The sequence below is a fragment of the Rhizocola hellebori genome (genome assembly GCF_016862955.1).
In the GTDB taxonomy this organism is placed as follows: Bacteria; Actinomycetota; Actinomycetes; order Mycobacteriales; family Micromonosporaceae; genus Rhizocola; species Rhizocola hellebori.
The window spans coordinates 37,161-60,753 of record NZ_BONY01000015.1; the positions used below are offsets into that span (position 1 = coordinate 37,161).

Below are 23,593 nucleotides of genomic sequence, written 5' to 3' on the forward strand. Positions count from 1 at the left end.
CTCAGGCCGGGCGGCTCAGGAAGCCCCGGACCTTCTCTCGGGCCTGCTCCCGGATCTCCTCGCCATGGGTGAAGGCGACCAGGTCGTAGTCGACCTCCCCCAGCACCTGGGCGGTGGCTTGGGTCATCAGGAAGTCGGAACAGATGAAACGCATGGGCCAGCGCAGACCCAGAAAATTGAAGATCGCGTCACCGGTGATCAACAGCTTGGTGGGTTCGTGCAGCAGCGAAACGTGGCCGGGGGAGTGGCCCGGGGTGTGCAGCACCCGCAGGCCGCCGCCGACGTCGAGCAGATCGCCGTCGGCCAGCGGGCTGGCCACCGCGAACTTGGCGAACTTTCCCCTGTTGACGCGGTTGAATATCCGTCCACTGAGGAACGAGCTGTCGGCCTTGGGCAGGCGTCCGGCCTCGGCAAACTCGGCGTCAGCGGCATGCGTGAGCACGGGCGCCCCGGTGCGCTGCGCCATCTCGGCGGCACCGCCCGCGTGATCGCTGTGCACGTGGGTCAGCACTATCCGGGTCACGTCGGCGGGATGCTTACCGATCGCGGCCAGGCCGGCCACTATCCGAGCCGGGGCCTTGGCGACGCCGCAGTCCACCAGCGTCACCGAGCCGTCGCCGTCGACGAAGGCGAAGGAGTTGACCGCTGCCTTGCCAATCGTGGGGATTCGGAACACTCCGGGTGCCAGCTCGATGGCGGGAGGACGCGTCATACCGTCAGATCCTAAAGCTACTCACCTTCGCCGCGACCCGAAGGGCGAGCGCCTAGGAATGCTTGGACCCGATTGCGTATGCATGATAGGAGGATGTCCGCTGATCTGGTGATTCCGGCGTGGCCTGCCATGACCGACGAGCAGGCCCGCCGCTGGGACGTGGTCCTGGCCACCCTCGCCGCAGTGCTGCCCGACAGCGCCGATGTGGTGGTCGACGGCCATCGTCCCCAAGCCACCAAGGTGTTCGCCGATCGGCTGGCGGCAACCCTGCACGCGCAGGGCCGGCACACCATCCGGCTGACCGGCGCGGCACCGGCGGCCGATGTGGACGGGTGGTTCAGCGATCGGCGAACACCGATGACGATCGCGCTCGCCGACAGCGGCCGGTGGCGGAGAAGCGGGGATCTGGAAACCGTCATCTGGCTGCGCACCGAACGCGCGCACGGGTTTCCCGCCGATCAGGCGGAGCAGGGCGCGAGCATCGTCATCGACCTGCACGACGGCGGGTGGCCGGTGATCCGCCACATTGACGCAGCCCTTGCCCCGCACCAGCTTTGGTACAGGATTGAAAGCCAGGCGTTCTTCGGCGTGCGCGCCGCCACCTGGGATGCGAAGTTCGGCGATGACATGCCCGTCTACGCCCGCGCGGTCCAGCAGGCCGGCATATCGCCCGGCGAGACGGCCATCGACCTCGGCTGCGGGACAGGCCGGGCGCTGCCCGCGCTGCGCGAAGCCGTCGGGCCGGCCGGAAGGGTGATCGGCATCGATCACACGCGGCAGATGCTCGACGTGGCGCGCTCCAGCGGCCGCGCCGAATCAGCGCATCTGCTGCTGGCCGACGCGCAGCATCTGCCGCTGCGGGACGCAAGCGTGCACGCCATCTTCGCCGCGGGGCTCATCACCCATCTGCCCGATGTCGTCGCCGGTCTGGCCGAGCTGGGGCGGATCATCGCCGGTGGGGGCCGGCTGATTCTGTTCCATCCGTCGGGCCGGGCCGCCCTCGCCGCCCGCCACGGACGCATCGTGAGCCCGGACGAGCCGCTCAGTGAAGGACCGCTCACCCGGCACCTCACCGCTTCCGGCTGGCGCTTGACCTACTACGACGATGCGGCGGACCGCTTCCTCGCTTTGGCGCAACGTTGACTTCCGGATGAGCGCTGGTTGCCTGGAGTTTGCCGGTTTGCTCTGAACTACAGGGATGTTCAGTCGACGGCAAATCATGCGGATCAGCGCGGTAGCGGTTGGGTCCGCCCCCTTTGCGGCCGGGACGGCGGCGTGGGCGGGTCAGCGCCCAGGTCCGCGGCGTTCCTTGGTGATCGGGCATCGCGGCGCTTCGGGGTACCGGCCCGAGCACACGCTGGCCTCCTACGAGCTGGCCGCCCGGATGGGCGCCGACTTCATCGAGCCCGATCTGGTCATCACGGCCGATGGGGTGTTGGTGGCCCGCCACGAGAACGACATCTCCGGGACGACCGATGTGGCCACCCGAACGGAGTTCGCCGGCCGCCGGGTCACCAAGACCATCGATGGTGTCGCCGTCACCGGCTGGTTCACCGAGGACTTCACGCTGGCCGAGCTGAAGACGCTGCGCGCTGTCGAACGCATCCCGGCGACCCGGCAGCGCAACACCCTCTACAACGGATACTTCCCCATCCCCACCCTCGACGAGGTGCTCCAGCTGCGCGAGCGGCTCAGTCGTGAGCTGCACCGAGAGATCGGGGTGTACCCGGAAACCAAGCACCCCAGCTACTTCCGCTCGATCGGCAAGAACCTGGAGGCGCCGCTGGTGCGAACCCTGCGCCGGCACGGTCTCGACCACGGCCGGGCGCCCGTCTTCGTGCAGTCCTTCGAGGCGGCCAACCTGCGCGACCTCAGCGAGCAGATCCGGGTGCCGCTGGTCTTCCTGGCCAACTCGGCCGGAACCCCCTTCGGCGACCCGCGCAGCTATGACGACTACATGACCCCGGCCGGGCTGGCCGAACTGTCTACCTTCGTCTCAGGCGTCGGGCCGTTCAAGAACCGGGTGATACCCCTGCTCGCCGATGGCACGCTGGGCACACCCACCGCGCTGGTGGCCGACGCCCACGAGGCGGGCCTGGTCGTGCATCCGTGGACCTTCCGGGCCGAAAACCAATTCCTGCCAACGAATCTGCGCGTAGGCACCGACCTGACCGGCTACGGCAAGGCCATCGACGAGCAGCTCGCCTTCCTGGCCACCGGCATCGACGGCCTGTTCACCGACCAAGCCGACATCGGCGTCCTCGCCCGAGACCTCCACAACTAACCTTCCCGCTCTCCGCAGATCGCCGGCGGTGCGATCCTGACGATCTTTGACGGCCGAAGGCCTCAAGATCGGGCTTGGATCGCACCGCCTTGAGGGGCGATCTGCCCGCGCGTTGCTTTAGCGCGCGCCAGAATTACAGACCGCCTTCAGGGGCGATCTGCCCGCGCGTTGCTTTAGCGCGCGCCATTGTTGCTGCATGTAGCGCGATTCCGGCGGAGATGAGGATGGCGGCGGCGGTCATGCCGCCGAGGGCCGCGGGGGTGAGCGGTGGGGTCTGGTCGAACAGCACGGCCCCCCACAGCCAGCTGGCCATCGGATCGGCGATCGTCATCGCGGTCACGGCCGCTGGCAGCGATCCGCTCGCGAAGGCGTCCTGGGCCAGGATCGCGGCCACCAGGCCGGAGACCGGCAGCAGATAGATGGGCCAGTGGCTGAACAGCCCGAGCACACCGACCTGTGCCAGCTGATGGGTGATCACGACGATGAGCACGGCGGTCAGGCTGAAGCCGATCCCGGCGGCCGTCCCTATCAGCGGCGTGCGCGCGGGGGCGGCCAGGTTGCGGGCGGCCAGCAGGAGCAGGACGAGCAGGCTGACACCGATCAGCAGCACCGCCGGAAGCAGCCCGAGCCGGTGCATCGTCTGCGGTGTCTGCCCTCTGGTCGAGATGATGGCCACAACGCCTGTCCCCACCGCTGCCGCGGCAAGCCAATCACGCGCTGTGGGCATCACTCTGGTCTGTGCCGCCGCGAGTGGGAGGGTGAACAGCAGCTGCGCGCAGAGCAGAGCTTGCACGATGGTGATGGATCCCAGATGCAGGGCGGTGGAGTGCAGGACGAAGCCGACGACGTTGAGCAGGAGACCGAGCAGCCAGATCGGGTGCCGCAGCAACGGAATCAGCACTCCCAGCACAGGCAGCCAGCTGGACGTGGTGGCGGGCTGGCCGGCTGCGGCGAGCGCGTGACTGGCGCGATGTTGTGCGGCGCCCGCCGCGGCGAAGCTGAACGCCGCTAGCAAAGCGAGACAGATGCTGGCCACCATGGTCAGCAGCATCGGGCCGCCCGGCGAGCGTCGCTGGGCCAGGCCGTTAACGGAAGGCGAACCCGCGCAAAGCATCCGCCGATTCAGGCCTCCAGCGCGGCAAGCGCCATCTCCAGATCCTGGGTGACCCTCAGGTCCAGCAGGTCCGACCGGCCGGCCTGGGCCAGTCGCCACTCCTGCGTGGCCAGGTGCAGCAGATGGGGAAGCAGGTCGGTGGAGCGCCGTAGCATCCACTGCACGCCCTGGGTGGCCATCCACCAAGCCTGCGACATCCGGCTCGGCTCCACGGAGTCCGGTTCTTCGCTCGGCGGTTCGTTTACCGGGCATCCGCCCTCGCGCAGCGCTTCGAACGATTGCCGGGCCAGCCAGCGATGCCCCCGCTCACTGGGATGCAACCGGTCGACGCTCCACATGCGACGGTCGTTGAGCACCTCCGAGTCGCACAGATGCACATGCAGGGCGCGATGACGCCCGCCCACGGTGTGGATGATCTCGTTTAGCGCCAGCACCCGGCGCGCCAGCGGTCGGGCCAGAAGCCCTGGCACGCCCAGCATCCGGCCCGGATCGGGCAGGCAGACCGTCAGCACGCGGGTGCCCTGGGCGGTCAGGCTGGCGACCGTTTCGTGGAACTGCACGGTCATCGCGGTGAGGTCGAAAGCGCCGCGAAGGGTGTCGTTGATGCCCACGAGCACCGACGCCAGGTGTGGACGCCAGTGCAGCGCCTGCGGGAGCTGGCGCGCGTGCACGTCGCGCAGCAGCGCCCCGGAGTCGGCGAGGTTGCGAAAGTCGACCGGGCCCGGTTCGGTCAGGGCGGTGGCGAGCAACGCGCTCCACCCCCGCCAACGGCGGTCCGCGCCCCGGTCTCCAATGCCGAGGGTGACCGAATCGCCTAGCGCGGCGAATCTCAGCACCGCAGGATGCATGGCTGCAGGCTACAAGCGAGATCGCGGTGCCAACCCATGCAGCGCCAAAGCTTCACCTATTGTTGGCCGGACATAAGTGCAGGCCTGTAGCCTCCTATTCCGTCCATCCCGCACAGTGCAGGCCATGAGCTGGCAACTGGAGGACTACCGGCTGGTCACCGCGAGCGCCTATCCCGGGATGATGGCGCCGCTGACAGACCACCCGTCGTGTGTCTGTGTGCTTTCCGGCGACAGCGGCGGGGGCTCCGTGGCGGCACCGACGCTGTCTCTTGAGGAACTCGACGGCGTGCGCCGCAGATGGCGTTTCGGGGACGTGGCACGCCTGGCCGACTTCGTGCCGAAGGTGCTTGCCGGGTCGGCACCGGACGACCGGCCGATGCTGTTGGTGCCACCGCGTTCCAGCGCGGCGTGGCAGGCTGCCGCCCTGGCCTGGCCGGGACGTGTCCAGGTGGTCGGCACCGACCGGCCGCGGGTGCGGGCCATCGCCGAGGACAAGGTGTATGTGCGCGAACAGCTTGAGCGGCTTGGTGTTCCCGTGCCACAGGCGGTGGTGGTGGCCGCCGATCAGATCGACTTCCGCGAGCACGCCCGGCTGCTGGATCTGCCTTTCGTCCTGCAGGCGCCCGAGGGCGCGGGCGGTCAGGGCACCTACCTGATCCACGCCAAGGAGGACCTCTACGAGGCCATCACGCGCCATCCCCACGTCGAGCGCTGGCTCGCCTCACGCTATTGCGGTGACATCACCATCAACGTGGCCGGGGTGGTCCACCGCGACGGCGTCCAGCTCTTTCCAGCCTCGGTGCAGTCCAGCGGGATCGCGTCGGTAGGCTCCGGCTTCGGGGCCTACTGCGGCAGCGATTTCGGCGCGGCCACCACCATTGCGGCGGCGGTTCTGCAGCAGGCACACCACCATGCCGGGCAGATCGGGCAGTGGCTGCGCGAGGAGGGCCATCTGGGACTGTTCGGCGCCGACATCGCCGTCAGCGGCGACCATCTCGCCTTCCTCGAGGTGAACCCGCGGATCCAGGGTTCGTCCTGGCTCCTGAGCCGGGCCCAGCGCGAGCTGCGCCGCAAGCCCTGCCTCGAACAGCACGTGCAAGCCCTGCTGGGCCAGCCGCTGGCCGACCCCGGGCCGGAGCCCGTCGCGGTCGGCGGAAGCCATCTGCTCGTGCGCTGGACCGGACCGCAGGGCATCGTCCGATCCGTTGCCACGCAAAGCGTTGCGGCCGATGTCGCGATCACGGCGGCGCCCCGGCTGGGCACAGTGCTGATGCCGGGCGCGATTGTCGCGCGTCTCGAATCGCCGCACAGCCTGGCCGCTCCGGATGGGCGCAGCCTGCTCCCGGAGACCGAGAGCCGGCTGCGCTCCTTCCTGGCTTCGGTTGAACTCGCCGGATCAGCTGGTGGACAGGACAATTAGCCGATCGATGGCGGGCATCGGCAGCTCCTTGTCCGGGTTGAGCACGATCCCGTGCCCATCTCCGGGCTCGGCGACCCTGTACCCGATGGCGACCTCGCCGCGCCGGCGAGCGGCCTCCACCGCGGTGGCGAAGGTGTAGCCCGGCGTCTGGCGCAGGTAGTAGGTGGACGGGCGGATGTAGATCTCGGCGCCCTCCGGGTCGAAGAGGTCGTCGAAGACCGACACCAGGTTTCGGTCCTCCGAGATCTGCGTCATCAGCAGGCTCACCAGCTGCTCGCTGACCACGAAGTCGTCGGCCTTGGTCAGCTGGGCCAGCGCCCTGTCCCGCTCGTCGCGCATCTCGCTGACGATCGATGCGGATCGGCCCGCGGTGGCCAGCAGGTCGCGAAGGTGCAGCAGGGTTACCAGCACCCGTGAGTCGGCGGTCAGCGGGTCTTCCTGGTCGTCGGAGAGCAGGATGACGTTGCTGTACGAGGCGACGTCAAGCGAGGCGAGCACGCTGCGGTTGCGGATGTCGCCGTGCTTGGAGCGGATCATGACGTGGTGCAGTCGCTGCGCGAGGTTGGAGGCGACCGTGTCCGCGTCGGCGCGGTCGGTGACGATGTCGACCGTCGAGCCGTTGGCCACGTAGACGTCCAGCTGCTCGATGATCCGGGTGGCCCGGCCGTTCCAGCCGAGGAGCAGGGTGCTCTCGGGCGCGGCCGGACCTCGTACCCCATGAAGAATCGCCGTGTCATCGATGGGGAAGGTACGGCTGGCGAGCTTGATCTTCGAGTCGTCCTCGGCGAGCAGCACCAGCTTGTCCTGCGCGGTGATGGGGGTTTCCATCGGCGGGTTGAGGACGGTCTTGCCGTCGCCGGTGAGAATGCCGATCGGGCAACACTTGCGATAGGCCAGCAGCGCCACACCGAAGGTCTGGCCGACGAGGCCCTTCTCGGTCACCATGTAGAGCTCGTCGCCGCCGAAGTCGAACAGGTCGGTGTACACCACGGAAAGCTTGGATTGACGAGCGGTCTGCACCAGCAGGCGAGCGCTGATGTCGTCACCGTCGAGAACCGTTGCGTCACCGCCAGCGAGCTTGGCCACGGCGCGGTTACGGCTGTCGCGCACCGAGGCCACCACGTGATGCGGGCGTCCCCGGAAGGCCGGGCCTTTGTTGATGGCCAGCAGCACCTTGAGCACGAACGCATCGGCGTCCTCGGCCGAGACGCCGTCGGGCGAGAGCACGATGATGGACCGCGCCTCGTTGAGGTTCACCATCTCCAGGTCGGTCAGGTCAAGCGGGCTGCCGGTACGGAAGACGAGCTTGGTCTTTCCGGTCTTGGGCAGGCGATGGGCTACCTTGTCCTCCATCACGACCTTGTCCTGGTCGGCGAGGACGGCGATGGCTGTGCGGCCGCGGCTTTCGTTGGCGTCGAGCAGTTCCGAGATAACCGTATAGATCTGGTCTGACCAGCCGAGAATGACGGTGTGGTTCTTCTCCAGCACCTGGGAGCGGCCCTTGCGCAGCTGCTCCATGCGCCGGTGCAAACCGGTGGTGAGCAGACCGATCAGAGCGCTGGCGAAGAAGATCCCGCCGATGGCGAGCACGAACCACAGCACCAGCACCTGCCACGCGCCGGTGCCGGGTGCGGAGAGGCTGAAGGTGGTGATGAAGGTCTGCCAGAGCAGCACCAACGGCGGTGGCACCTCTTCGCCCGGGGCGGGCGTGGTTGGGGCGACGACTTCGATGGCCAAGGTGACGACGCCCACAAGGGCGAAGGAGGCCACGGCGAGCCAGCCGATCAGCCCCCAGGTGCCTCTGGACATCGTGTTGTCGAACCAATAGCGCAGCTTCGCGCGAGTGCCAGGCCTACGTGACATATCCGGATTCCTCCCGATCGCTGCGCACAGCGATCATCCGATGGTTCCCCCGCTCCGCCGGAAACACTGTAGTGACGTCGGTCCTGAAGCGACACCCCTAAAACCGGTGGCCTGTGAGTCGGTGATCACGGCACACTCTTGCGACGGCACACACCACGCACGGAAGGAGAGGTGTTATGCCATTTAATGTCCTTGGAACGGGGGCACCGCTCCGCCTGTGGGCCGATCCGGCCACGGTCGACGAGCGCGCGCTCGACCAGCTGCGCAACGTCGCCAACCTGCCGTGGGTGCACGCGGTCGCGGTGATGCCCGATGTGCACGTGGGCATCGGCGCCACGGTCGGCTCGGTGATTGCGATGCACGGCGCGGTCTCACCCGCGGCCGTGGGCGTGGACATCGGGTGCGGCATGACCGCGCAGCTGACCTCTCTGCGCGCCGAAGACCTGCCCGACGATCTGTCCCGGCTGCGCAGCGCCATCGAAAAGGCGGTGCCGGTCGGCTTCGGGATGCACAAGCACTCGGTCGATGTGGACCACCTCAAGACCGGCCTGCGCGGATGGCACGGGTTCTGGAGCGACTTCGATGACCTGGCCGCACCACATGTGTTGCGGCGTAAGGGCCGGGCCATGCAGCAGCTGGGCACGCTGGGCGGCGGTAACCACTTCATCGAGGTGTGTCTGGACACCGAAGGCCGGGTGTGGCTGATGCTGCACTCGGGCTCGCGGGCCGTGGGCAACGAATTGGCGCAGTTCCACATCGAACGGGCCAAGGAGCTGCCACACAACATGGATCTGCCGGACCCGAACCTCGCGGTTTTCGTCACCGGATCCCCGGCGATGGAGGCCTACCGGCGGGACCTGTTCTGGGCGCAGGACTACGCCCGGCGCAACCGTGCGGTGATGATGGCGCTGCTTCGTGACGTGATGCTTCGCCAGTTCCGTAAGGTTTGTTTCGAGACCGAGATCTCCTGCCACCACAACTACGTGGCGGAGGAGGTGCACGAGGGCCACGATGTGCTGGTGACTCGCAAGGGCGCGATCCGGGCGGGTGCGGGCGACCTGGGCATCATCCCGGGTTCGATGGGCGCTTCGTCGTTCGTCGTGCGCGGGCTAGGGTCGCCGGCGGCGCTGGAGTCGGCTTCGCACGGCGCGGGCCGGCGGATGAGCCGGGCCCAGGCCCGTAAGCAGTTCAAGGCGGCCGATCTGGCCGAGCAGACGCAAGGGGTCGAATGCCGTAAGGACAGCGGTGTCGTGGACGAGATCCCGGCCGCGTACAAGGACATCGACGAGGTGATGGCACAGCAGTCGGACCTGGTCGAGATCGTGGCGCGGCTCAAGCAGGTGGTCTGCGTCAAGGGCTGAAAAGATGCCCAGACCATGGGTCTGGGCATCTTTGGCTTACCGGCCGTCGGGTGCGATGTTCTGGTTGAGCCGGAACGCGTTGTCGGGATCGTAGGTGTTCTTCAGCGCCACCAGCCGTTTGTAGGTGGTGTCGCCGTAGGCGGCCCGGACGCGGTCAGCGCCTTCCTCTCCCATGAAGTTGACATAGGAGCCACCGTCCGAGTAGGGCTGCATGGCGTCCCACAGCTTCCGTGTCCACGCCACGTGCGGCCCGTCGTCGCCGGGCAGCGCCCAGCGGGCATTGATGTTAAGCACGAATGGTGCGCTGCGGTGGCCGAAAGCGGTGGCGTCTGCGGGCACCCGGCCGGCCGCGCCGCCGAGCGAGGCGAACTTGAAGTCCGAAAGCGGTGAGGTGATTTCGTCGAGGTGCTCGGAAAGGATGGGCAGCGCCTCATCCGGGATCCCGGTGAGATATTCGGCCTTCCAATAGTTCCCGAAGCCCTCCGCCCACGAGCCGTCCAGCATCGACTGGAATTGGGTGTACTGCCGCGGCTGCATCAGGTTGACGATCGGTTTGGCGAAGCCGGAAAGCGGAGCCAGCGCGCGAGCACCCTCCTCAAGCGAGCCCACGTAACAGCCGACCACGGCCACCACCGGCTGCCCGTGCACCTCGGTGGGCAGGAACGGCGCGGCGGGGGCGCGCCGCATCACCAGGAACAGGGTCAGCTCGTCGGGCGCGGCCAGCATGAGGTCGCGGAAGCCGCTGACCACCTGGGGCAGATCCTTGCCGTGGTAGAAGACCAGGCCGGCCATCAGCTCCGGTCCGACCGGATGTTGTTGGTACTCAAAGGTGGTGACGATGCCGAAGTTGCCTCCACCGCCGCGCAGCCCCCACAGCAGCTCGGGATTTTCGGTCTCGCTCACCCGGACCAGCTCGCCCGCGGCGGTCACCAGGTCGGCCCCGGTCAGATTGTCGACAGTGAACCCGTACGGGCGATGCAGCCAGCCGATCCCGCCGCCCAGCGTGAAACCCGCTATCCCTGTGGTGGAAACGATTCCGCCGGTCACCGCGAGCCCGAACGCCTGCGTTTCCGCGTCCAGGTCGCGCCAGAGCAGCCCCGGCTGGGCCCAGGCCGTCCCGGCGGACGGGTCCACCCGCACCCCTTTCATCGCCGACAGGTCGATGACCAAGCCGTCGTCACACGTGCCGCTGCCTGCGACGTTGTGGCCACCCCCGCGCACGGCCATGAGCAGGTCGTGCTCGCGGGCGTAGCGTACCGATGCCAGGACGTCGGCCACGCCCGCACACCGCACCACCATCGCGGGGTGCCGGTCGATGGCGCCGTTCCACACCCGCCGCGCCTGGTCGTAGCCCTCATGCCCGGGCAGGAAAACCTGTCCCCGCACGGCATCCTGAAGAGCTTTCATCTCGGTCTCCCAATTGGTCAAACTCACTCTTGGCGTAAGCCTCTCCCGCCCAGAGTTGGAGAGTAAGGCCGCAGATCGGAGCAACGACGCCCGATTTCTGGACTAGCCCCGGACGTGTGACGGCCAAATACTGTCCTGGTGACCTCCTATCGGCAGTACTGTCCAATCGCGCGCGGCGCCGAGATCTTCGCCGAGCGGTGGACACCGTTGATTATCCGCAACCTCTATCTGGGTTGCCGGACGTTCACCGAGATCCTCGAAGGCGCGCCGGGCATGTCCAAAACGCTGCTGACCGAGCGGCTGCGGGCGATGGAGCGCTACGAGGTGGTGGAGCGCCGGCAGCGGCCCAGCGGCCGCGGCTCCACCTATCATCTGACCCCGTCCGGGGTCGAGCTGGTCGATGTCTGCATGGCCCTGGGCAACTGGGGCGCCCGCTGGCTCGAGGTCGCGCCGGAGCATCTCGGGCCGCACGTGGTGCTCTGGACCATGGCACGGCTGGCCGACCGCAGCGACCTGCCGCAGCCGCGGCTGGTGATTCGCTTCGACATCACCGACGTCGAGCGCCCCAATCGCTATTGGCTGGTACTGGAGACCGCCAACGCCGAGGTGTGCCAGATCCCGCCCGGCTACGCGGAGGATCTCGTGGTCAGTACCACGTCGGAGTGGCTCGCCAAGTGGCACATGGGTTGGATCTCCCTGTCGGCCGCGCAGCGCCGCCAGGTGATCAGCGTCGCCGGCCCGCCGCGCCTGGCCCGCAAGCTCGGCTCGCTGGGCCTGAGCCGTTTCGCCGACGTCGCCCCGGCCCGCCAATCGGTGAACACCCCCATCGGCAGCCCGGCCTGATTTCACGTCGGCATCGTGAGCTTGGAGGCAGAGGTAGGCTCGGCGAATCGTCAATAGAAAGGAGCTGAAGATGCCTTTCGCTCCAAGCCGGGCCATAGTGGCCGCCACCGCGGTCGCGATGACCGGCTTGCTCGCTATTCCGGCCAGCGGCGCCACGCCGTCATCGACGGCAGAGGCGACCGTATTCCTGCCAAACCCGGTGCAGCAGTTGGGTTTGCAGAACCTGGCCGACAACAAGGACGCCGACAGCGCGGCGTTCGGCCCGGCCTATCGCCGGGTCGTGCTCTCCGACCTGGACGGCTCCGGCACGCTTACCGGCGCCTATGTAACGGTCAAAAGCAAGACCGGCAAGCCGGCCGCGGCGGTCAACGGCGCGTTCCCGGTCTGGCACCGCGACGCGGACCAGTTCGAGCAGGTCATGGGCTACTACTGGGTGACCACCGCACAGCACTACCTGCAACACCTGGGTTTCGGCGGTGCCCTGCGCCCGGTGAACCAGCGGCAGATTCAGTTGCGCATCGACCAGTTCGGTGGCGACAACTCCTTCTTCCGTGATGACAAGGCGAACATCACGCTTGGCAAAGGAGGTGTGGACGACGCCGAGGACGCCGAGGTGATCGTTCACGAGTACGGGCACTCTGTCCAAGACGGACAGGTGGCCGGCTTCGGCACCAACCTGGAGTCCGGCTCGATCGGCGAGGCTTTCAGCGACTACCTCGCGGTCGTGGTCACCAGCTGGGCCGCGGGCACACCGACCCTGACCGACGAGGCCTGCGTCGCCGATTGGGATTCGGTTTCCTACACCCTTGCCCCGCATTGCCTTCGCCGTGTCGACGAGAACAAGCACTACCCCGAGGACGTGATCGGCGAGGTACACGCCGACGGCGAGATCTGGTCGCGCGCGCTCTGGGACATCCGTAACGCGCTCGGGGACACCCGGGCCAGCACTCTGATCATCGACGCGCAGTTCGACTTCGCCGTGGACACCTCGTTCCACGACGCCGCGCTGCACACCGTCGCGGCCGCCCAGCGCCTCTACGGCGCCGGCGCAGCCAGCACTGTTCAGGCCGCGTTCCACGCGCGCGGCTTCCTGTAGTCCGGCAAGGCCGCTTACGAGCGGGTCGTGTGCAGCGGGTGCGGCTGCGCACGAACCCACCGACGTCTCAGTCGGAGAAGACTCTCGCCTCCGCGTCAGCGATGATTTCGGCCGGGGTCGGTGGCTGGGTCATCAGCCGCACCTGCACCTCCACGCTCGGGTCGCCCACCTGCCGGGCCTGCGCCACCGCTTCGGCCAGGTCGTAGCGGGTCTGGCGCAGCTGCACATCCGGGCCGAGCAAGGCCCAGAATGCCGTTCCCGGCTCGCTTTCATGGTAGGCAAGGCCCACGCTGCCGGGGTTGACGCTTCGCCAGTCACCCACCCGCCGGTCGAACTGAAGATGGGTGTGGCCGGTGACGATGACCCGCTCATCGATGCCCTCGGCCAGCTCGGCGAAGCGCTGCGCCGAGGTCGCCGGGGTGACGCATTCGGTGTCGCTTCGGGGGGAGCCGTGGCAGAACCGCACCGCGCCCAGCCCGGTCACTTCGACGACCAACGTGAAGGGCATTGCGGCAAGGAATTCGACCGCCTCCGGCGAATGCTGGGAGGGCATCCACCCGTCGCGTGGCCTGTTCGGCTCGGGTGGCCGGCCGTCGCGCACCAGCTGCACGACCATCCGGTCGGCGTTGCCGCGTACGAAGACCGCCGTCAGGTCATGCATCAGCTTGATGGTGCGCTCCGGCTGCGGCCCCCACGTCAGGTCTCCACAGTGGACAATGAGCTCCGCACCCGAGGCGTCGATCTCGGCCAGCACCGCTTCCAGCGCAGGAATGTTGCCGTGGACATCGGAGATCACCGCTACTTTGCGAAACGGGCCCAGCGGCGGCACCGGGCGCTCGCCGGGCCACGGCCCGTGCAGGATCCTCAATTCGCCTTCCATTAACCCATTCTCGTTCGTTACACGGTCGTGAGGAAGCTCGGCATCGTCATCGCTCGGGGCATCGAGCTGATACTGGGCGTATCCGGCCTGAGCTACTTCATCCTCAGCGACGAGGACGCCAAGTGGGAGGTGGCCTTCCTCGCCGCGTGGAGCTTTGTCGCCTTCACCTATATCTGTGTGGGTACGTTGGTGGTGCGCCGATGGAGCAAGACCGATCCCGGCAAGCCGATGCCGCCCACCGCGGGCTGGGCGGGCAGTGTCTTCACCCGGCGGCTCGGCTTCCTGCTCACCGTTGCCGCCAGCCTCACCGGAATGAACGCCGCGCTCAGCGCCCTCGCCGACCATGAGGATGAGGCCATCGGGGCGGTGGTACCGGGTCTCGGGGTGCTGGCGATGGTCAGCGCCTGGGTGCTGCTGCATTCCGGATACGCCCGCTTCTACAGCTATTGGTCCGAGTGGAAGTTCCCGGCGTGCCCGCATCCCGGGCCCACCGAGTTCCTCTACTTCGCCTTCACCGTCGGCGTCTCCTTCGCCGCGTCGGATGTGGAGGTACAGAACCGCACGTTGCGCTGGCACGTGATGGTGCACTCGGTCATCAGCTTCTTCTACAACGCGGTCGTGCTAGCCGTCGCGGTCAGCATCATCACCGGCAAGTGACGTGGATGATGCTTAGTTGACCTTCGCCTCCAGCTCGATTGTCTGCGTCTTCTCCGCCCCGCCGCCCACCGTGTGCAGAATGTATTTGTGCTTGTAGGTTCCGGCGGAGCTGCTGCAGGCGAACGGGAATGATTGGCTGGACTTCTTGTCATAGGTGCCGAACAGTCCCGGCCCATCGATGGACACGAAGACCTGGTTGACGTTGACCGCTTCCCATTCGAGCACCGCGTCGTTGCCCCCGAAAGTCCCACCCGGCCCGCTGCTGGGGCACGACGGCTTGGTCTTGACCCGGAAGTAAAGGATTGTCGGCCCGGTCGGCGGGGCGGTGGTGGCCGGGCTGCTCTTCGGCGTCGAGGTCGGCGAGTTGGTCGCCGTGGCGGTGGCCGCGCCGGTCGGTGCTGCCGTCGGCGTCAGCACCGTGTCCAGGGTGGGCGTGGCCGAAGGGGTCTTGGAGGTGCAGCCGGTGAGGGCGAGCAGGGTGGCGGCAGCAGCGAGCGCGAGGCGGCGGGTCATGCGCCGAGGGTAGGGCCGCAGCCTCCCCACCGCCCCAATATCGTCGCGAACTTGACCAGCCGATCAGTTCCCGACCGTGTGCTCAAAGTCGACATCGGTGCCGCCGATGACGTCGATGACGTTGGGCCGCAACGAAACGAGCGGATTCAGCTGGCGATTGTCGGCCTGGTTCTGCGCCGTGGCCAGCAGGCCGGCATCGTAGGTGAGCACGTCGACGAGGATCGTCTCGGCGTCGGCCATGTCCTGCTTCAGCTGGGTGATCGCCGCATTCATCGAGTCCAGTACGCCTTGCACGTTGCCGCCGCCGACCTCGACCCCGGCCGAATCCGCGCCCAGGCTCATCGCGTTGCCCAGCACGGCCAGCGGCACGGTGAGGACGGGTCCGCCACCGTACATTGCGGCCAGGATCCCGACGACCAGGGCGGCGATGCTGAACATTACGGCCGCGGGGGTTCCGCCGCCGGGCAGCGCGTTGAGCGCCACGATCATGCGGTCACCGATCTCGATGATCTTCGCCCGGCTCTCGGTGAGGATCTTCTCGTACCCCTCCAGCACCGTGGCGAACTCGGCGACGAGCGCCACCTGGTTGTGCCGGATCTGGGTCAGCGGGCCGAGGAAGTTGAGCCGGAACGCCTCGGCGGCCGAGCCGTACCACTCCGCCGTATTGGAGTGGATCTCGTCGATGTAGCCGAGGGCGGGGTCTTCGGTGTTGGTCTGGAAGCTTCCGGTGATGTACCGAAGGCTGTCGCGCATAGCCGCGACCCGCTCCGGATCCGGCTCGGTGAACCACACGAACTCGGGCCGAATGGTCGACGCGACCACGTCGGCGAGGGCGGCGAGCGGTTCCGGGTCTATAGCGATCTGGACAGGTATGGGGTCGCCCGGCATCGGCTGGATGTAGGGCATGCTGACCGGCTGGTACAGCTCGTCGAAGTACTTCTGGCGCACGAGCGCGGCCACCTCATCGGCCTTGGCGAGAATTTCCGCGTTGGTCGTCATCGGACCGGCACCTCGATTCCGTCCGGGCCGACCTGGGTCACGATCGGGTCGCCGGGCTGCTCGACCTCGACCGGGCCTGGGTCCTGTGGCAGCTCGGGGTCGGCCTGGTAGCTGGTGATCTGTTCCTGCATGAGGGTGGAGGCCTCCTGATCGACTTCCGCGTAAGCGTTGGCGATCGAGCACAGCGCGTCCCCGGCCATATCGATGGTGGTCGCCATGTCCGCAAAGAGGGTGACCAGGCTGTCGCGCAGCGCCTGCCAGGGCGCGGCTACCGGGCTGGCCACGCCAAACCGGTTGAATGCCTGGGATTCCTGGAATCCGGTGTTGTGAAGGTCCTGATTGTCTTGCTCATAGACAGTGGCTATCCGGGGTAGCAGGACCTTGCCCGAACGCCAGAGCCGGAACAGGTCTACGCCGAGTTCGGTGTCACTCACAGCCACGAAGGATTCCATCGATGTCACGATTTCGGCAGCGTTCAACTGCGGAACGTTAGGGAGAGCGCTCTCCAATTCAGACTCATTCGGGCTAGCCGGGGATCTTGGCTGGAGCATAAGTCCTGAACAGCGACCTCTTGACGAATCAAATCATTTGAATGATTCTGGCTGTTGGAGAGCGCTCTCCAAGTGTTATCCAAGAGGCCCGATGGCGGCTCGGGCGTGGTTTCCGTCCCTTTAGGAGCTGTTATGTTCCCAGTCCGGAGATCGATCGGCGCGGTCATCGCGGTCGCCGTCGTTTCGATCGCCACCTACACAGTGGTGCTGGCACCGCTCGCCCAGGCCGCCGGCCCCCTTATCTCCCAAGGCAAACCCGCTACCGCCTCGTCGGTCGAGAACGGAGGCAGCCCGGCCGCGAACGCCTTCGACGGCAATACCGGTACCCGATGGTCGAGCGCGTTCAGCGACCCGCAGTGGCTCCAGGTCGACCTCGGCGCCACGGCCGCGATCGATCAGGTCATCCTCATCTGGGAAGCCGCCTACGCCACGGCCTTCCAGATCCAGACCTCGCCCAACGGCGCCGCCCCCTGGACCACCATCTATTCCACGACGACCAGCACAGGTGGCACGCAAACCCTCGCCGTCACCGGCAGCGGCCGCTACGTGCGCATGAACGGCACCGCCCGCTCGACCGGCTGGGGCTACTCGCTGTGGGAGTTCCAGGTCTTCGGCACCATCGGCGGCGGTCCCACCCCGAGCCCCACCCCGAGTACGGGTCCGGGCGGGCCGGTCATCTCCGAGTTCAAACAGGTCGCGGCCTCCTCCTGGGAGGGCGGCAACGCACCCGCCGCGGCGCTCGACGGCCGGCTCAACACCCGCTGGTCGAGCCTGTTCAGCGATCCGCAGTGGCTGCGGATCGACTTCGGTGGCACCGCCACCATCAACCGCGTGGTGCTCAATTGGGAGGGCGCCTTCGCGCGCGGCTACCGGCTCGAAACGTCCAACGACGCCAACACCTGGACCACGATCTATTCCACCACCACCGGCCCGGGTGGGGTGGAGACCCTCAATGTCAGCGGCACCGGTCGATATCTGCGCTTCTACGGCACCGCTCGGGCGACCGGTTATGGCTATTCGCTGTGGGAGCTTCAGGTGCAGGGCAGCGTCGACACCGCCGCCTCTACGCCGCCGATGCTCTCCGGCCCGACCCGTCCGCCCGGCACCACCGGGCAGTTCGCCCTCTCCGCGCCCGGCGACGGGGCGATGGTGACCACCACCCGGCGGCCGGCCCTGTCCTGGGCAGCCGTTTCGGGCGCGGTGCGCTATCAGGTCTGGATCAACATCAGCCGCACCGATTACGACTTCACCCAGTCGGGCAACCTGCTCGACTTCTACACCAAGGTCGCCGAACCCACCGGCACCGGCTACACGCCCAGCTGGGATCTGCCCGACCGGTGGACCTACAAGTGGTACGTCACCTCGGTTTCCGGCTCAGGTGCGACGACCACCTCGAACATCCGCAGGTTCAGTGTCTACGTGCCCACGCTGGAGACCGTCGCCGATGGGGTGAACATCGTCAACGGCAGCCGCGATCTGAGCCGCAACGGCGCGATCGAGCCCTACGAAGACTGGCGGCAGCCGGTCGAGACGCGGGTCAGCGACCTGCTGGGCCGGATGACGCTGGAGGAGAAGGCCTACCAGATGTTCTACAACGCCCAGGCCTTCAACCGGTCGGGGTGGCACTTCGGTCCGGCCCAGGCGCAGGATCTGCACAACACCATGCTCACCACGGCGACCACCCGCCTCGGCATCCCGTTCATCTCGGCCGGGGACACCATCACCGGGTACCAGACCACCTACCCGGCGCAGAGCGCGCTGGCGGCGGCCCGCAACTACCCGCTGGACTACAAGCTCGGTGACATGCAACGCCGCGAGCAGCTCGAGGTGGGCACGCGCGGGCTGCTGGGACCGCTGGCCGAGGTCGGCACGAAGGTGCTGTATCCGCGGATCCAGGAGGGCAACGGGGAGAACGCCGATGTGGCCGCCGCGCAGGTCCGTGCGCTCGTCGCCGGGCTGCAGGGCGGGCCCGAGCTGAACCCGCAGTCGGTGCTGGCCACGGTCAAGCACTGGCCGGGCGAGGGCGCGGGCGGTGAGGCGCTCATCGTGTATGACGCGGTCACCATCAAGTACCACATGATTCCCTTCCGGGCGGCGATGGAAGCCGGAGCGGTCAACATCATGCCGGGCTACGCCGGAAGCTCCTATTTGGACCCAGGCGGACCCGGCGCCGGTGACAGCGCGCCGATTCTGGCCTACCTGCGCCAGAACATGGGCTACACCGGGCTCATCACCACCGACTGGCTTCCCTCGGGGGCCTGGGTCGGCGCGGCCCGCGCCGGCTCGGACGTGATGGGCGGCGCTGACCCTGGCGCGGCCGGGTTCTCCATCACCACCTTCGCCAACACCGTTGGCGCGGCTCGCATCGACGATGCCGTGCGGCGGGTGCTGCGGCTGAAGTTCCAGCTCGGCATCTTCGAAAACCCATACGGCGACCCGGTCAACGGCCCGTACAGGTTCCACACCCCCGCCTACACCGCGCTGGCCAACCAGGCAGCCCGCGGGGCGATGACGTTGCTGAAGAACACCACGGTGCTCCCGATCCGGCTCAACCCGGGTGACAACATCGTGGTAGCCGGCCCGCGCGCGGCCGACGGCAACGCGTGTTGCATGTGGACCAGCTATTTCCACTCCGAACACGGATCGCGCAACATAATCGAGGCGATCAGAGCGCGGGCGACAACCGCGGGGGTCAACGTTTACCAGGACAGCGGCCCCGCGCCCAAGCTCGCCATCGTGGCCGTGGGCGAAGCCTCCTACACCCATGGCACCAACTGGGTGAAGGAACAGCCCTATCTTCCGCCGGACCAGCTTTCCATCATTCAGAACTTCCGCAACCAAGGGATTCCGGTGGTGGTCGTGCTGGTGATGCCGCGGCCCTATGTCATCACCGAGTGGCACGACCTCGTTCAGGCGATCGTCGTGACCTATCGCGGCGGCGAGGAGATGGGTCCGGCCCTGGCCAGTCTGCTCTTCGGCGACTACACGCCCAGCGGCAAGCTGCCCTGGCAGCTTCCGCGCAGCCTGGCCGATGTGCTGCGTCCCGGCGGCACGGACACCCCCGCTGACGCTGTCGAATTCTGGGACCTGCCATACGATCTGGGCGCCACGGCGGCGCAGCGCAACGAGATCCGCGCTCGCATCGACGCGGGTCAGACCGTGGCGACGACCTACGGCAACCCGCTCTACGCCTACGGCGCCGGCCGCACCGGCTGGTAGCCAACGAAACCCGGTTCCCCGCCTGATCCAGGCGGGGAACCGGAGTGGTGCTACACCACCCACCATTCCTGCGCGGTGGAACCGTTTTCGGTCCATAGTCGTACCCGATAATCCTGGGCGAACGGGGGAGCGTCGATTGCCCTCTTGTGCTGCCCCTCGTCGTAAGCCTTGGCGTTGAAGAAGAAGTAGCCCCCGTTGGGCCCGTTGCTCAGAATCCAGGACTGGCGCAGCGTTCCGGTGCGGCAGTCCCACTGCTCCAGGGTGGTGCCACTGCTGGTGCCGCCGCCCTTGGGCTCGAAGCACTTGCCGTTCTGCTCGCTGTGCAGGCGGTAGAGGGCGACCTCGACATAGCGGTTGCAGTTGCCGAGGAAGTCCTCATAGTCACAGATGAGTTTGTTGCCCTGGAACTCGAAGGTCCACCGGAACCACGGCTCAGGCCCGGCGTTGCAGGGGTAGTGGCCGATCGGCGTGCCGTTGGCCGATCCGCCGCCCACGAGCGCCAGGCACTCGTTGTACCGAACGTTGATGACAAAGCGCGGGCCGTCGATCGCGGTGGTGGCGAAGTCTGGCCGCTGCACGTCCGCTGCCTGCGCGGGCGAATAACCGAATGCCACCGAGGCCATCAGGCCCGCGATCGTGGCGAGAGCGACTGCGATTCTCTTCATGTGGGCACCGTAGGAGCCGTCGATTAGCCTGTTCTGTGTCAGTCCTTAGCCGAGGCGACCAGCGTCGCCTCCCGCTGAACACTCTCCGCGAAGGTGGCCAGCAATTCGTAGCCGTTGCGGCGAGCCGTTGCCAATGCCATTTCTATGTTTCGGTTCCCAGGTCCAGCCTGCCCGGTGCGCAACTGGGCCGCAGCCAGCCCAATGAGCGCCTCGGTCTGCAGGTATTCGTTGCCCACCAGGTGCGCTATTCGCAACGCGCCCTGGTAGCCGTCGACGGCCAGCGAGTACTGGCCCATGCGGTGGTGCAGGCTGGCGCGGGTGGCCAGGGCGCCGGACTCGAGCCGCCGGTCACTGTTGACCCGGGCCAGGTCGACAGCGGTCGCGGCCAGATCGAAGCCGTGGGTGTGCCGTCCGGTCTCCCGATAGGTGCCGGCCAGGGCGCGCAGAGTGTCGCCTTCGGAGTTGCGATCGCCGATCGAGCGGATCTTCGTGAGCGCCTCTTCGAGCGCCGCCACCGACTCGTCCAGCCGACCCTGTGCCCGGTACACCTCGCCGAGATAGGTGAGGGTTCTCGCTTCGCCGCTTGGTGATTCGACCTTGCGGTGCAGGTTGAGGGCCAACGTGTAGTGCTTCTCGGCCAGATCCAGCTTGCCCTGCCCGAAATAGGCCAGGCCCAGGTTGCCCAGCGCGGTGGCCTGGCTCGCCGGCATCCCCATCTCCTCGTGGCGCGCCAGCGCATCGCGATAGTGGGCGACAGCCTGATCCAGCCTGCCCAGCGCCCAGTGCAGGTTGCCCAGGTTTCCCAGCGCCGCCGATTCGCCGGCCGCCCAGCCGACCTGGCGGGCCAGCCGCAGCGCCGAGGTGAACTCGTCGATCGCCTCCGGGTGCTTTCCCTGAACCCAGTGCAGGGTGGCCAGCCCGGTGTGCGCGGCCGCCTGTCCGGAAAGGTCCTCATCCGCTTTGGCGGCGGCGAGCCCGGCTTCGGCGATCGTGCGCCACTCGAGGATGTGCATCCGTAGATACAGGTATCCGCGCAGGGTGTCGGCCAGCCGCCAGGCCACCGTGGGCGATCCGTGGACTGCCGCGTGGGTCACCACCGCCACCAGGTTGGCCCGTTCGGCGTCCAGCCAGGCCGCGGCGTCGTCGGCGTCGGCAAACGGGCTTTCGGCCGGGTTTTGCGCGGCGGGCAGCCGCAACACGTAGGGGTACATGCGGTCGGCGGCCGCGACCGCGGTTACCTGATAGTGGTCGTAGAGCCGCTCGGTCGCGGCCCGCCGCTCGTCCTCGGTTTCGGCCTGCCCGGCTTGCGCGGCCGCGTATTCGCTGAGCAGATCGTGCAACCCGTACCGGCCGCGGTCGGGCTCTTCCACCAGGTGCGCCGCGACCAGGCTGGTGAGCAGCTTCTGCGCCTCGGCGACCGGAAGCTGGGCCAGAGTGGCCGCCACCTCCACCGTGAACTGAGGCCCTGGAATCAGGCCGAGGAGCCGGAACAGGTGCCGGGAAGGGACGGGAAGGCTTGCGTAGGAAAGGTCGAAGGCCGCTCGCACGGTAGCCTCCGGATCCCCGTCGACCTGCAGTGCGGCGAGGCGGCCGCCCTGCGAGAGAAGGTCTACATAGTCGGCAATAGTCATCCCGCGCTGGCCCATCACGTTGGCGGCGGCGATGCGCAGCGCCAGCGGCAGGTGCCCGCAAAGCTCGGCGAGCCGGGTCGCGACCGGCTCAGACGCGACCACCCGCTGTCGCCCCATCAGCAATGCCAGCAGGCCCTGCGCCTCGACGGCCGCCAGCACACCCAGGTTCAGCCGCACCGCGCCGTCGAGGGCGACCAGGCCGTCGAGGCGGTCGCGGCTGGTCACCAGCACCAGGCAGCCGGGACTGTTGGGCACCAGCGGCCGCACCTGCGCCGGGCTGCTGGCGTTGTCCAGCAACACCAACAGCTTGCGTTCGGAGAGCAGGCTGCGATAGAGGGCCGCGGCTTCGTCCACATCAGACGGGATCTGGGTGGCCGGAACCCCCAGCGCGCGCAGGAATCGGCCAAGCGTCTCGGCCGGCTCAAGCGGTGTTCCGGGCGCGTAGCCGCAAAGGTTGGCATAGAGCTGACCGTCCGGGAAGTGATTGCGCACCCGATGTCCCCAGTGCACCGCAAGCGCGGTCTTGCCCACCCCCGCCGTGCCCGCGATGACCACCTTCGCCGGGCGTTCCGAGGGCAGTAAATCGTTGAGCTGGCCCAGGTAATCCGCTCGTCCGGTGAAGCCGGAAACATCTGCGGGCAGCTGCGCCGGCACCGCGGGGGCGCTGGAGGAGACGCGCGGCCGCCGCGGCGGCGGGACCAGCCGCGGGTCCTCGGTGAGGATCGCCGAGTGCAGCTCGCGCAGGGGGAGATCGGGCTCGATGCCGAGCTCGTCGACCAGCATTCTGCGCGCGTTCTTGTAGGCGTCGAGCGCCTCGGCCCGCCGCCCGCACCGGTGCAGAGCAAGCATCAGGTGGGCCCACAGCCGTTCCCGGAGCGGATTTTCGCGGGCGAGCCCGGCCACCTCGTCGACCACTTCGGCGTGCCTGCCCAGCTCGATCTGGGCACCCAGAAGATCTTCCAGCACGGACAGCCGGGTCTGGTTGAGCCGGGTGGATTCGGCCGCCACCGTCGGGCACGCCGGGACATCGGCGTAGGGCAGCCCGCGCCACAGCGCGAGTCCCTCGGTCAGCTCGGCGTCGGCCGACTCCAGGTCTCCGCTGGCCAGGCTCCGCCTGCCCCGCTCGGTCACCGCCTCGAACGTTCTCACGTCGAGATCGTCGGCGGCGATCACCAGCTGGTAGCCGCGTCCCCGGGTGACCAGGAGGTCGCGCTCGGTGTCGGACAGCAGCTTGCGCAGCCGGAACACGTATCCGTGCACCGTTGCCAATGCCGTCGACGGCGGCTGTTCGCCCCAGATCTCGTCGATGAGCCGGTCGGTCGAGACCACCTGACCTGCCTCGATCAACAGAATGGCCAGGACGGCTCGCTGCTGCGCCGCCTGTATCGGCGACCAGGTAACCCCGTCCCAGACGCGCATTGAGCCAAGTACACGGAACCGCATGACACCGACCTAAGCAAGTCCGACGCCAACCGATACAGCCGTCAACTAAGAGCCAGCTTAGAGCGTCGCTCTACTTTGCTCACTATT

The 23,593-nt window shown here is 67.6% G+C and carries 19 protein-coding genes; 8 read left to right on the forward strand and 11 right to left on the reverse strand.

Annotation, left to right across the window (positions count from 1 at the left end):
* Position 1: 1 nt before the first annotated feature.
* Positions 2 to 712, reverse strand: coding sequence for an MBL fold metallo-hydrolase (locus Rhe02_RS14410; protein WP_203908706.1), 711 nt, complete (start codon positions 710 to 712; stop codon positions 2 to 4).
* Positions 713 to 805: 93 nt separating this feature from the next.
* Between Rhe02_RS14410 and Rhe02_RS14415 the strand changes: the two genes are divergently transcribed.
* The gene (locus Rhe02_RS14415) at positions 806 to 1,855 is read left to right on the forward strand and encodes a class I SAM-dependent methyltransferase (RefSeq protein WP_203908707.1); all 1,050 of its coding nucleotides are present in this window, start codon (positions 806 to 808) and stop codon (positions 1,853 to 1,855) included.
* Positions 1,856 to 1,910: 55 nt separating this feature from the next.
* Entirely contained in the window at positions 1,911 to 2,996 is a 1,086-nt protein-coding gene (locus Rhe02_RS14420; protein WP_203908708.1) for a glycerophosphodiester phosphodiesterase, read from the forward strand.
* Between the two features lie 133 nt (positions 2,997 to 3,129).
* On the opposite strand, the gene Rhe02_RS14425 is transcribed toward Rhe02_RS14420, so the two are convergent.
* Together Rhe02_RS14425 and Rhe02_RS14430 are read right to left on the reverse strand one after the other, a co-directional pair.
* Complete coding sequence (locus Rhe02_RS14425; protein WP_203908709.1) at positions 3,130 to 4,047, reverse strand: DMT family transporter; 918 nt, start codon at positions 4,045 to 4,047, stop codon at positions 3,130 to 3,132.
* 71 nt (positions 4,048 to 4,118) lie between these two features.
* Positions 4,119 to 4,958 carry an SGNH/GDSL hydrolase family protein gene (locus Rhe02_RS14430; RefSeq protein ID WP_203908710.1) on the reverse strand — a complete coding sequence of 280 codons (840 nt, stop codon included), beginning with the start codon at positions 4,956 to 4,958 and terminating at the stop codon, positions 4,119 to 4,121.
* A 124-nt stretch (positions 4,959 to 5,082) separates the two neighbouring features.
* On the opposite strand from Rhe02_RS14430, the gene Rhe02_RS14435 reads away from it, so the two are divergent.
* Complete coding sequence (locus tag Rhe02_RS14435; RefSeq protein ID WP_203908711.1) at positions 5,083 to 6,378, forward strand: ATP-grasp domain-containing protein; 1,296 nt, start codon at positions 5,083 to 5,085, stop codon at positions 6,376 to 6,378.
* Here the strand turns inward: Rhe02_RS14435 and Rhe02_RS14440 are convergent.
* A complete protein-coding gene (locus Rhe02_RS14440) occupies positions 6,355 to 8,241 on the reverse strand; it encodes a CASTOR/POLLUX-related putative ion channel (protein ID WP_203908712.1) in 1,887 nt (628 codons plus the stop codon). The genes Rhe02_RS14435 and Rhe02_RS14440 overlap by 24 nt on opposite strands.
* Positions 8,242 to 8,417: 176 nt before the next feature.
* Here Rhe02_RS14440 and Rhe02_RS14445 point away from each other — a divergent pair, with 176 nt between their 5' ends.
* Positions 8,418 to 9,602, forward strand: a complete 1,185-nt coding sequence (locus tag Rhe02_RS14445; RefSeq protein ID WP_203908713.1) for an RtcB family protein — start codon at positions 8,418 to 8,420, stop codon at positions 9,600 to 9,602.
* Positions 9,603 to 9,638: 36 nt separating this feature from the next.
* Here the strand turns inward: Rhe02_RS14445 and Rhe02_RS14450 are convergent, their stop codons facing one another.
* Positions 9,639 to 11,009 (reverse strand): FAD-binding oxidoreductase, encoded by a 1,371-nt coding sequence (locus tag Rhe02_RS14450; RefSeq protein WP_203908714.1) that lies wholly within the window; start codon positions 11,007 to 11,009, stop codon positions 9,639 to 9,641.
* Positions 11,010 to 11,147: 138 nt separating this feature from the next.
* Between Rhe02_RS14450 and Rhe02_RS14455 the strand changes: the two genes are divergently transcribed.
* Together Rhe02_RS14455 and Rhe02_RS14460 are read left to right on the forward strand one after the other, a co-directional pair.
* Entirely contained in the window at positions 11,148 to 11,852 is a 705-nt protein-coding gene (locus Rhe02_RS14455; protein WP_203908715.1) for a winged helix-turn-helix transcriptional regulator, read from the forward strand.
* A gap of 70 nt (positions 11,853 to 11,922) precedes the next feature.
* The gene (locus Rhe02_RS14460) at positions 11,923 to 12,948 is read left to right on the forward strand and encodes a M36 family metallopeptidase (protein ID WP_203908716.1); all 1,026 of its coding nucleotides are present in this window, start codon (positions 11,923 to 11,925) and stop codon (positions 12,946 to 12,948) included.
* Positions 12,949 to 13,015: 67 nt separating this feature from the next.
* Here Rhe02_RS14460 and Rhe02_RS14465 read toward each other — a convergent pair whose 3' ends face one another.
* A complete protein-coding gene (locus Rhe02_RS14465) occupies positions 13,016 to 13,828 on the reverse strand; it encodes a metallophosphoesterase family protein (protein WP_203908717.1) in 813 nt (270 codons plus the stop codon).
* 27 nt (positions 13,829 to 13,855) lie between these two features.
* Between Rhe02_RS14465 and Rhe02_RS14470 the strand changes: the two genes are divergently transcribed.
* Positions 13,856 to 14,485, forward strand: coding sequence for a DUF1345 domain-containing protein (locus Rhe02_RS14470; protein WP_203908718.1), 630 nt, complete (start codon positions 13,856 to 13,858; stop codon positions 14,483 to 14,485).
* A gap of 12 nt (positions 14,486 to 14,497) precedes the next feature.
* Here the strand turns inward: Rhe02_RS14470 and Rhe02_RS14475 are convergent, their stop codons facing one another.
* The 3 genes from Rhe02_RS14475 to Rhe02_RS14485 all read right to left on the reverse strand — a co-directional run bounded on the left by Rhe02_RS14475 (position 14,498) and on the right by Rhe02_RS14485 (position 16,431).
* On the reverse strand, positions 14,498 to 14,998 hold the full coding sequence (locus Rhe02_RS14475; protein WP_203908719.1) for a hypothetical protein: 501 nt from the start codon (positions 14,996 to 14,998) through the stop codon (positions 14,498 to 14,500).
* Positions 14,999 to 15,061: 63 nt separating this feature from the next.
* Positions 15,062 to 15,997: a hypothetical protein gene (locus Rhe02_RS14480; protein ID WP_203908720.1), complete on the reverse strand. Its 936-nt coding sequence runs from the start codon at positions 15,995 to 15,997 to the stop codon at positions 15,062 to 15,064.
* A complete protein-coding gene (locus Rhe02_RS14485) occupies positions 15,994 to 16,431 on the reverse strand; it encodes a hypothetical protein (RefSeq protein WP_203908721.1) in 438 nt (145 codons plus the stop codon). Before Rhe02_RS14485 ends, Rhe02_RS14480 begins: the two co-directional genes overlap by 4 nt.
* A gap of 249 nt (positions 16,432 to 16,680) precedes the next feature.
* Between Rhe02_RS14485 and Rhe02_RS14490 the strand changes: the two genes are divergently transcribed.
* Positions 16,681 to 19,767, forward strand: a complete 3,087-nt coding sequence (locus Rhe02_RS14490) for a discoidin domain-containing protein (protein WP_203908722.1) — start codon at positions 16,681 to 16,683, stop codon at positions 19,765 to 19,767.
* A 50-nt stretch (positions 19,768 to 19,817) separates the two neighbouring features.
* Here Rhe02_RS14490 and Rhe02_RS14495 read toward each other — a convergent pair whose 3' ends face one another.
* Both Rhe02_RS14495 and Rhe02_RS14500 read right to left on the reverse strand, forming a co-directional pair.
* Entirely contained in the window at positions 19,818 to 20,432 is a 615-nt protein-coding gene (locus Rhe02_RS14495; RefSeq protein ID WP_203908723.1) for an RICIN domain-containing protein, read from the reverse strand.
* A gap of 38 nt (positions 20,433 to 20,470) precedes the next feature.
* Positions 20,471 to 23,482 carry an AfsR/SARP family transcriptional regulator gene (locus Rhe02_RS14500; protein WP_203908724.1) on the reverse strand — a complete coding sequence of 1,004 codons (3,012 nt, stop codon included), beginning with the start codon at positions 23,480 to 23,482 and terminating at the stop codon, positions 20,471 to 20,473.
* Positions 23,483 to 23,593 lie beyond the last annotated feature (111 nt).

Coding starts and splice junctions, on each gene's coding strand:
- Rhe02_RS14410 (WP_203908706.1), bottom strand. CDS start 712: ATGACGCGTCCTCCCGCCATCGAGCTGGCACCCGGAGTGTTCCGAATC.
- Rhe02_RS14415 (WP_203908707.1), top strand. CDS start 806: ATGTCCGCTGATCTGGTGATTCCGGCGTGGCCTGCCATGACCGACGAG.
- Rhe02_RS14420 (WP_203908708.1), top strand. CDS start 1,911: ATGTTCAGTCGACGGCAAATCATGCGGATCAGCGCGGTAGCGGTTGGG.
- Rhe02_RS14425 (WP_203908709.1), bottom strand. CDS start 4,047: ATGCTGCTGACCATGGTGGCCAGCATCTGTCTCGCTTTGCTAGCGGCG.
- Rhe02_RS14430 (WP_203908710.1), bottom strand. CDS start 4,958: ATGCATCCTGCGGTGCTGAGATTCGCCGCGCTAGGCGATTCGGTCACC.
- Rhe02_RS14435 (WP_203908711.1), top strand. CDS start 5,083: ATGAGCTGGCAACTGGAGGACTACCGGCTGGTCACCGCGAGCGCCTAT.
- Rhe02_RS14440 (WP_203908712.1), bottom strand. CDS start 8,241: ATGTCACGTAGGCCTGGCACTCGCGCGAAGCTGCGCTATTGGTTCGAC.
- Rhe02_RS14445 (WP_203908713.1), top strand. CDS start 8,418: ATGCCATTTAATGTCCTTGGAACGGGGGCACCGCTCCGCCTGTGGGCC.
- Rhe02_RS14450 (WP_203908714.1), bottom strand. CDS start 11,009: ATGAAAGCTCTTCAGGATGCCGTGCGGGGACAGGTTTTCCTGCCCGGG.
- Rhe02_RS14460 (WP_203908716.1), top strand. CDS start 11,923: ATGCCTTTCGCTCCAAGCCGGGCCATAGTGGCCGCCACCGCGGTCGCG.
- Rhe02_RS14465 (WP_203908717.1), bottom strand. CDS start 13,828: ATGGAAGGCGAATTGAGGATCCTGCACGGGCCGTGGCCCGGCGAGCGC.
- Rhe02_RS14475 (WP_203908719.1), bottom strand. CDS start 14,998: ATGACCCGCCGCCTCGCGCTCGCTGCTGCCGCCACCCTGCTCGCCCTC.
- Rhe02_RS14480 (WP_203908720.1), bottom strand. CDS start 15,997: ATGACGACCAACGCGGAAATTCTCGCCAAGGCCGATGAGGTGGCCGCG.
- Rhe02_RS14490 (WP_203908722.1), top strand. CDS start 16,681: ATGTTCCCAGTCCGGAGATCGATCGGCGCGGTCATCGCGGTCGCCGTC.
- Rhe02_RS14495 (WP_203908723.1), bottom strand. CDS start 20,432: ATGAAGAGAATCGCAGTCGCTCTCGCCACGATCGCGGGCCTGATGGCC.
- Rhe02_RS14500 (WP_203908724.1), bottom strand. CDS start 23,482: ATGCGCGTCTGGGACGGGGTTACCTGGTCGCCGATACAGGCGGCGCAG.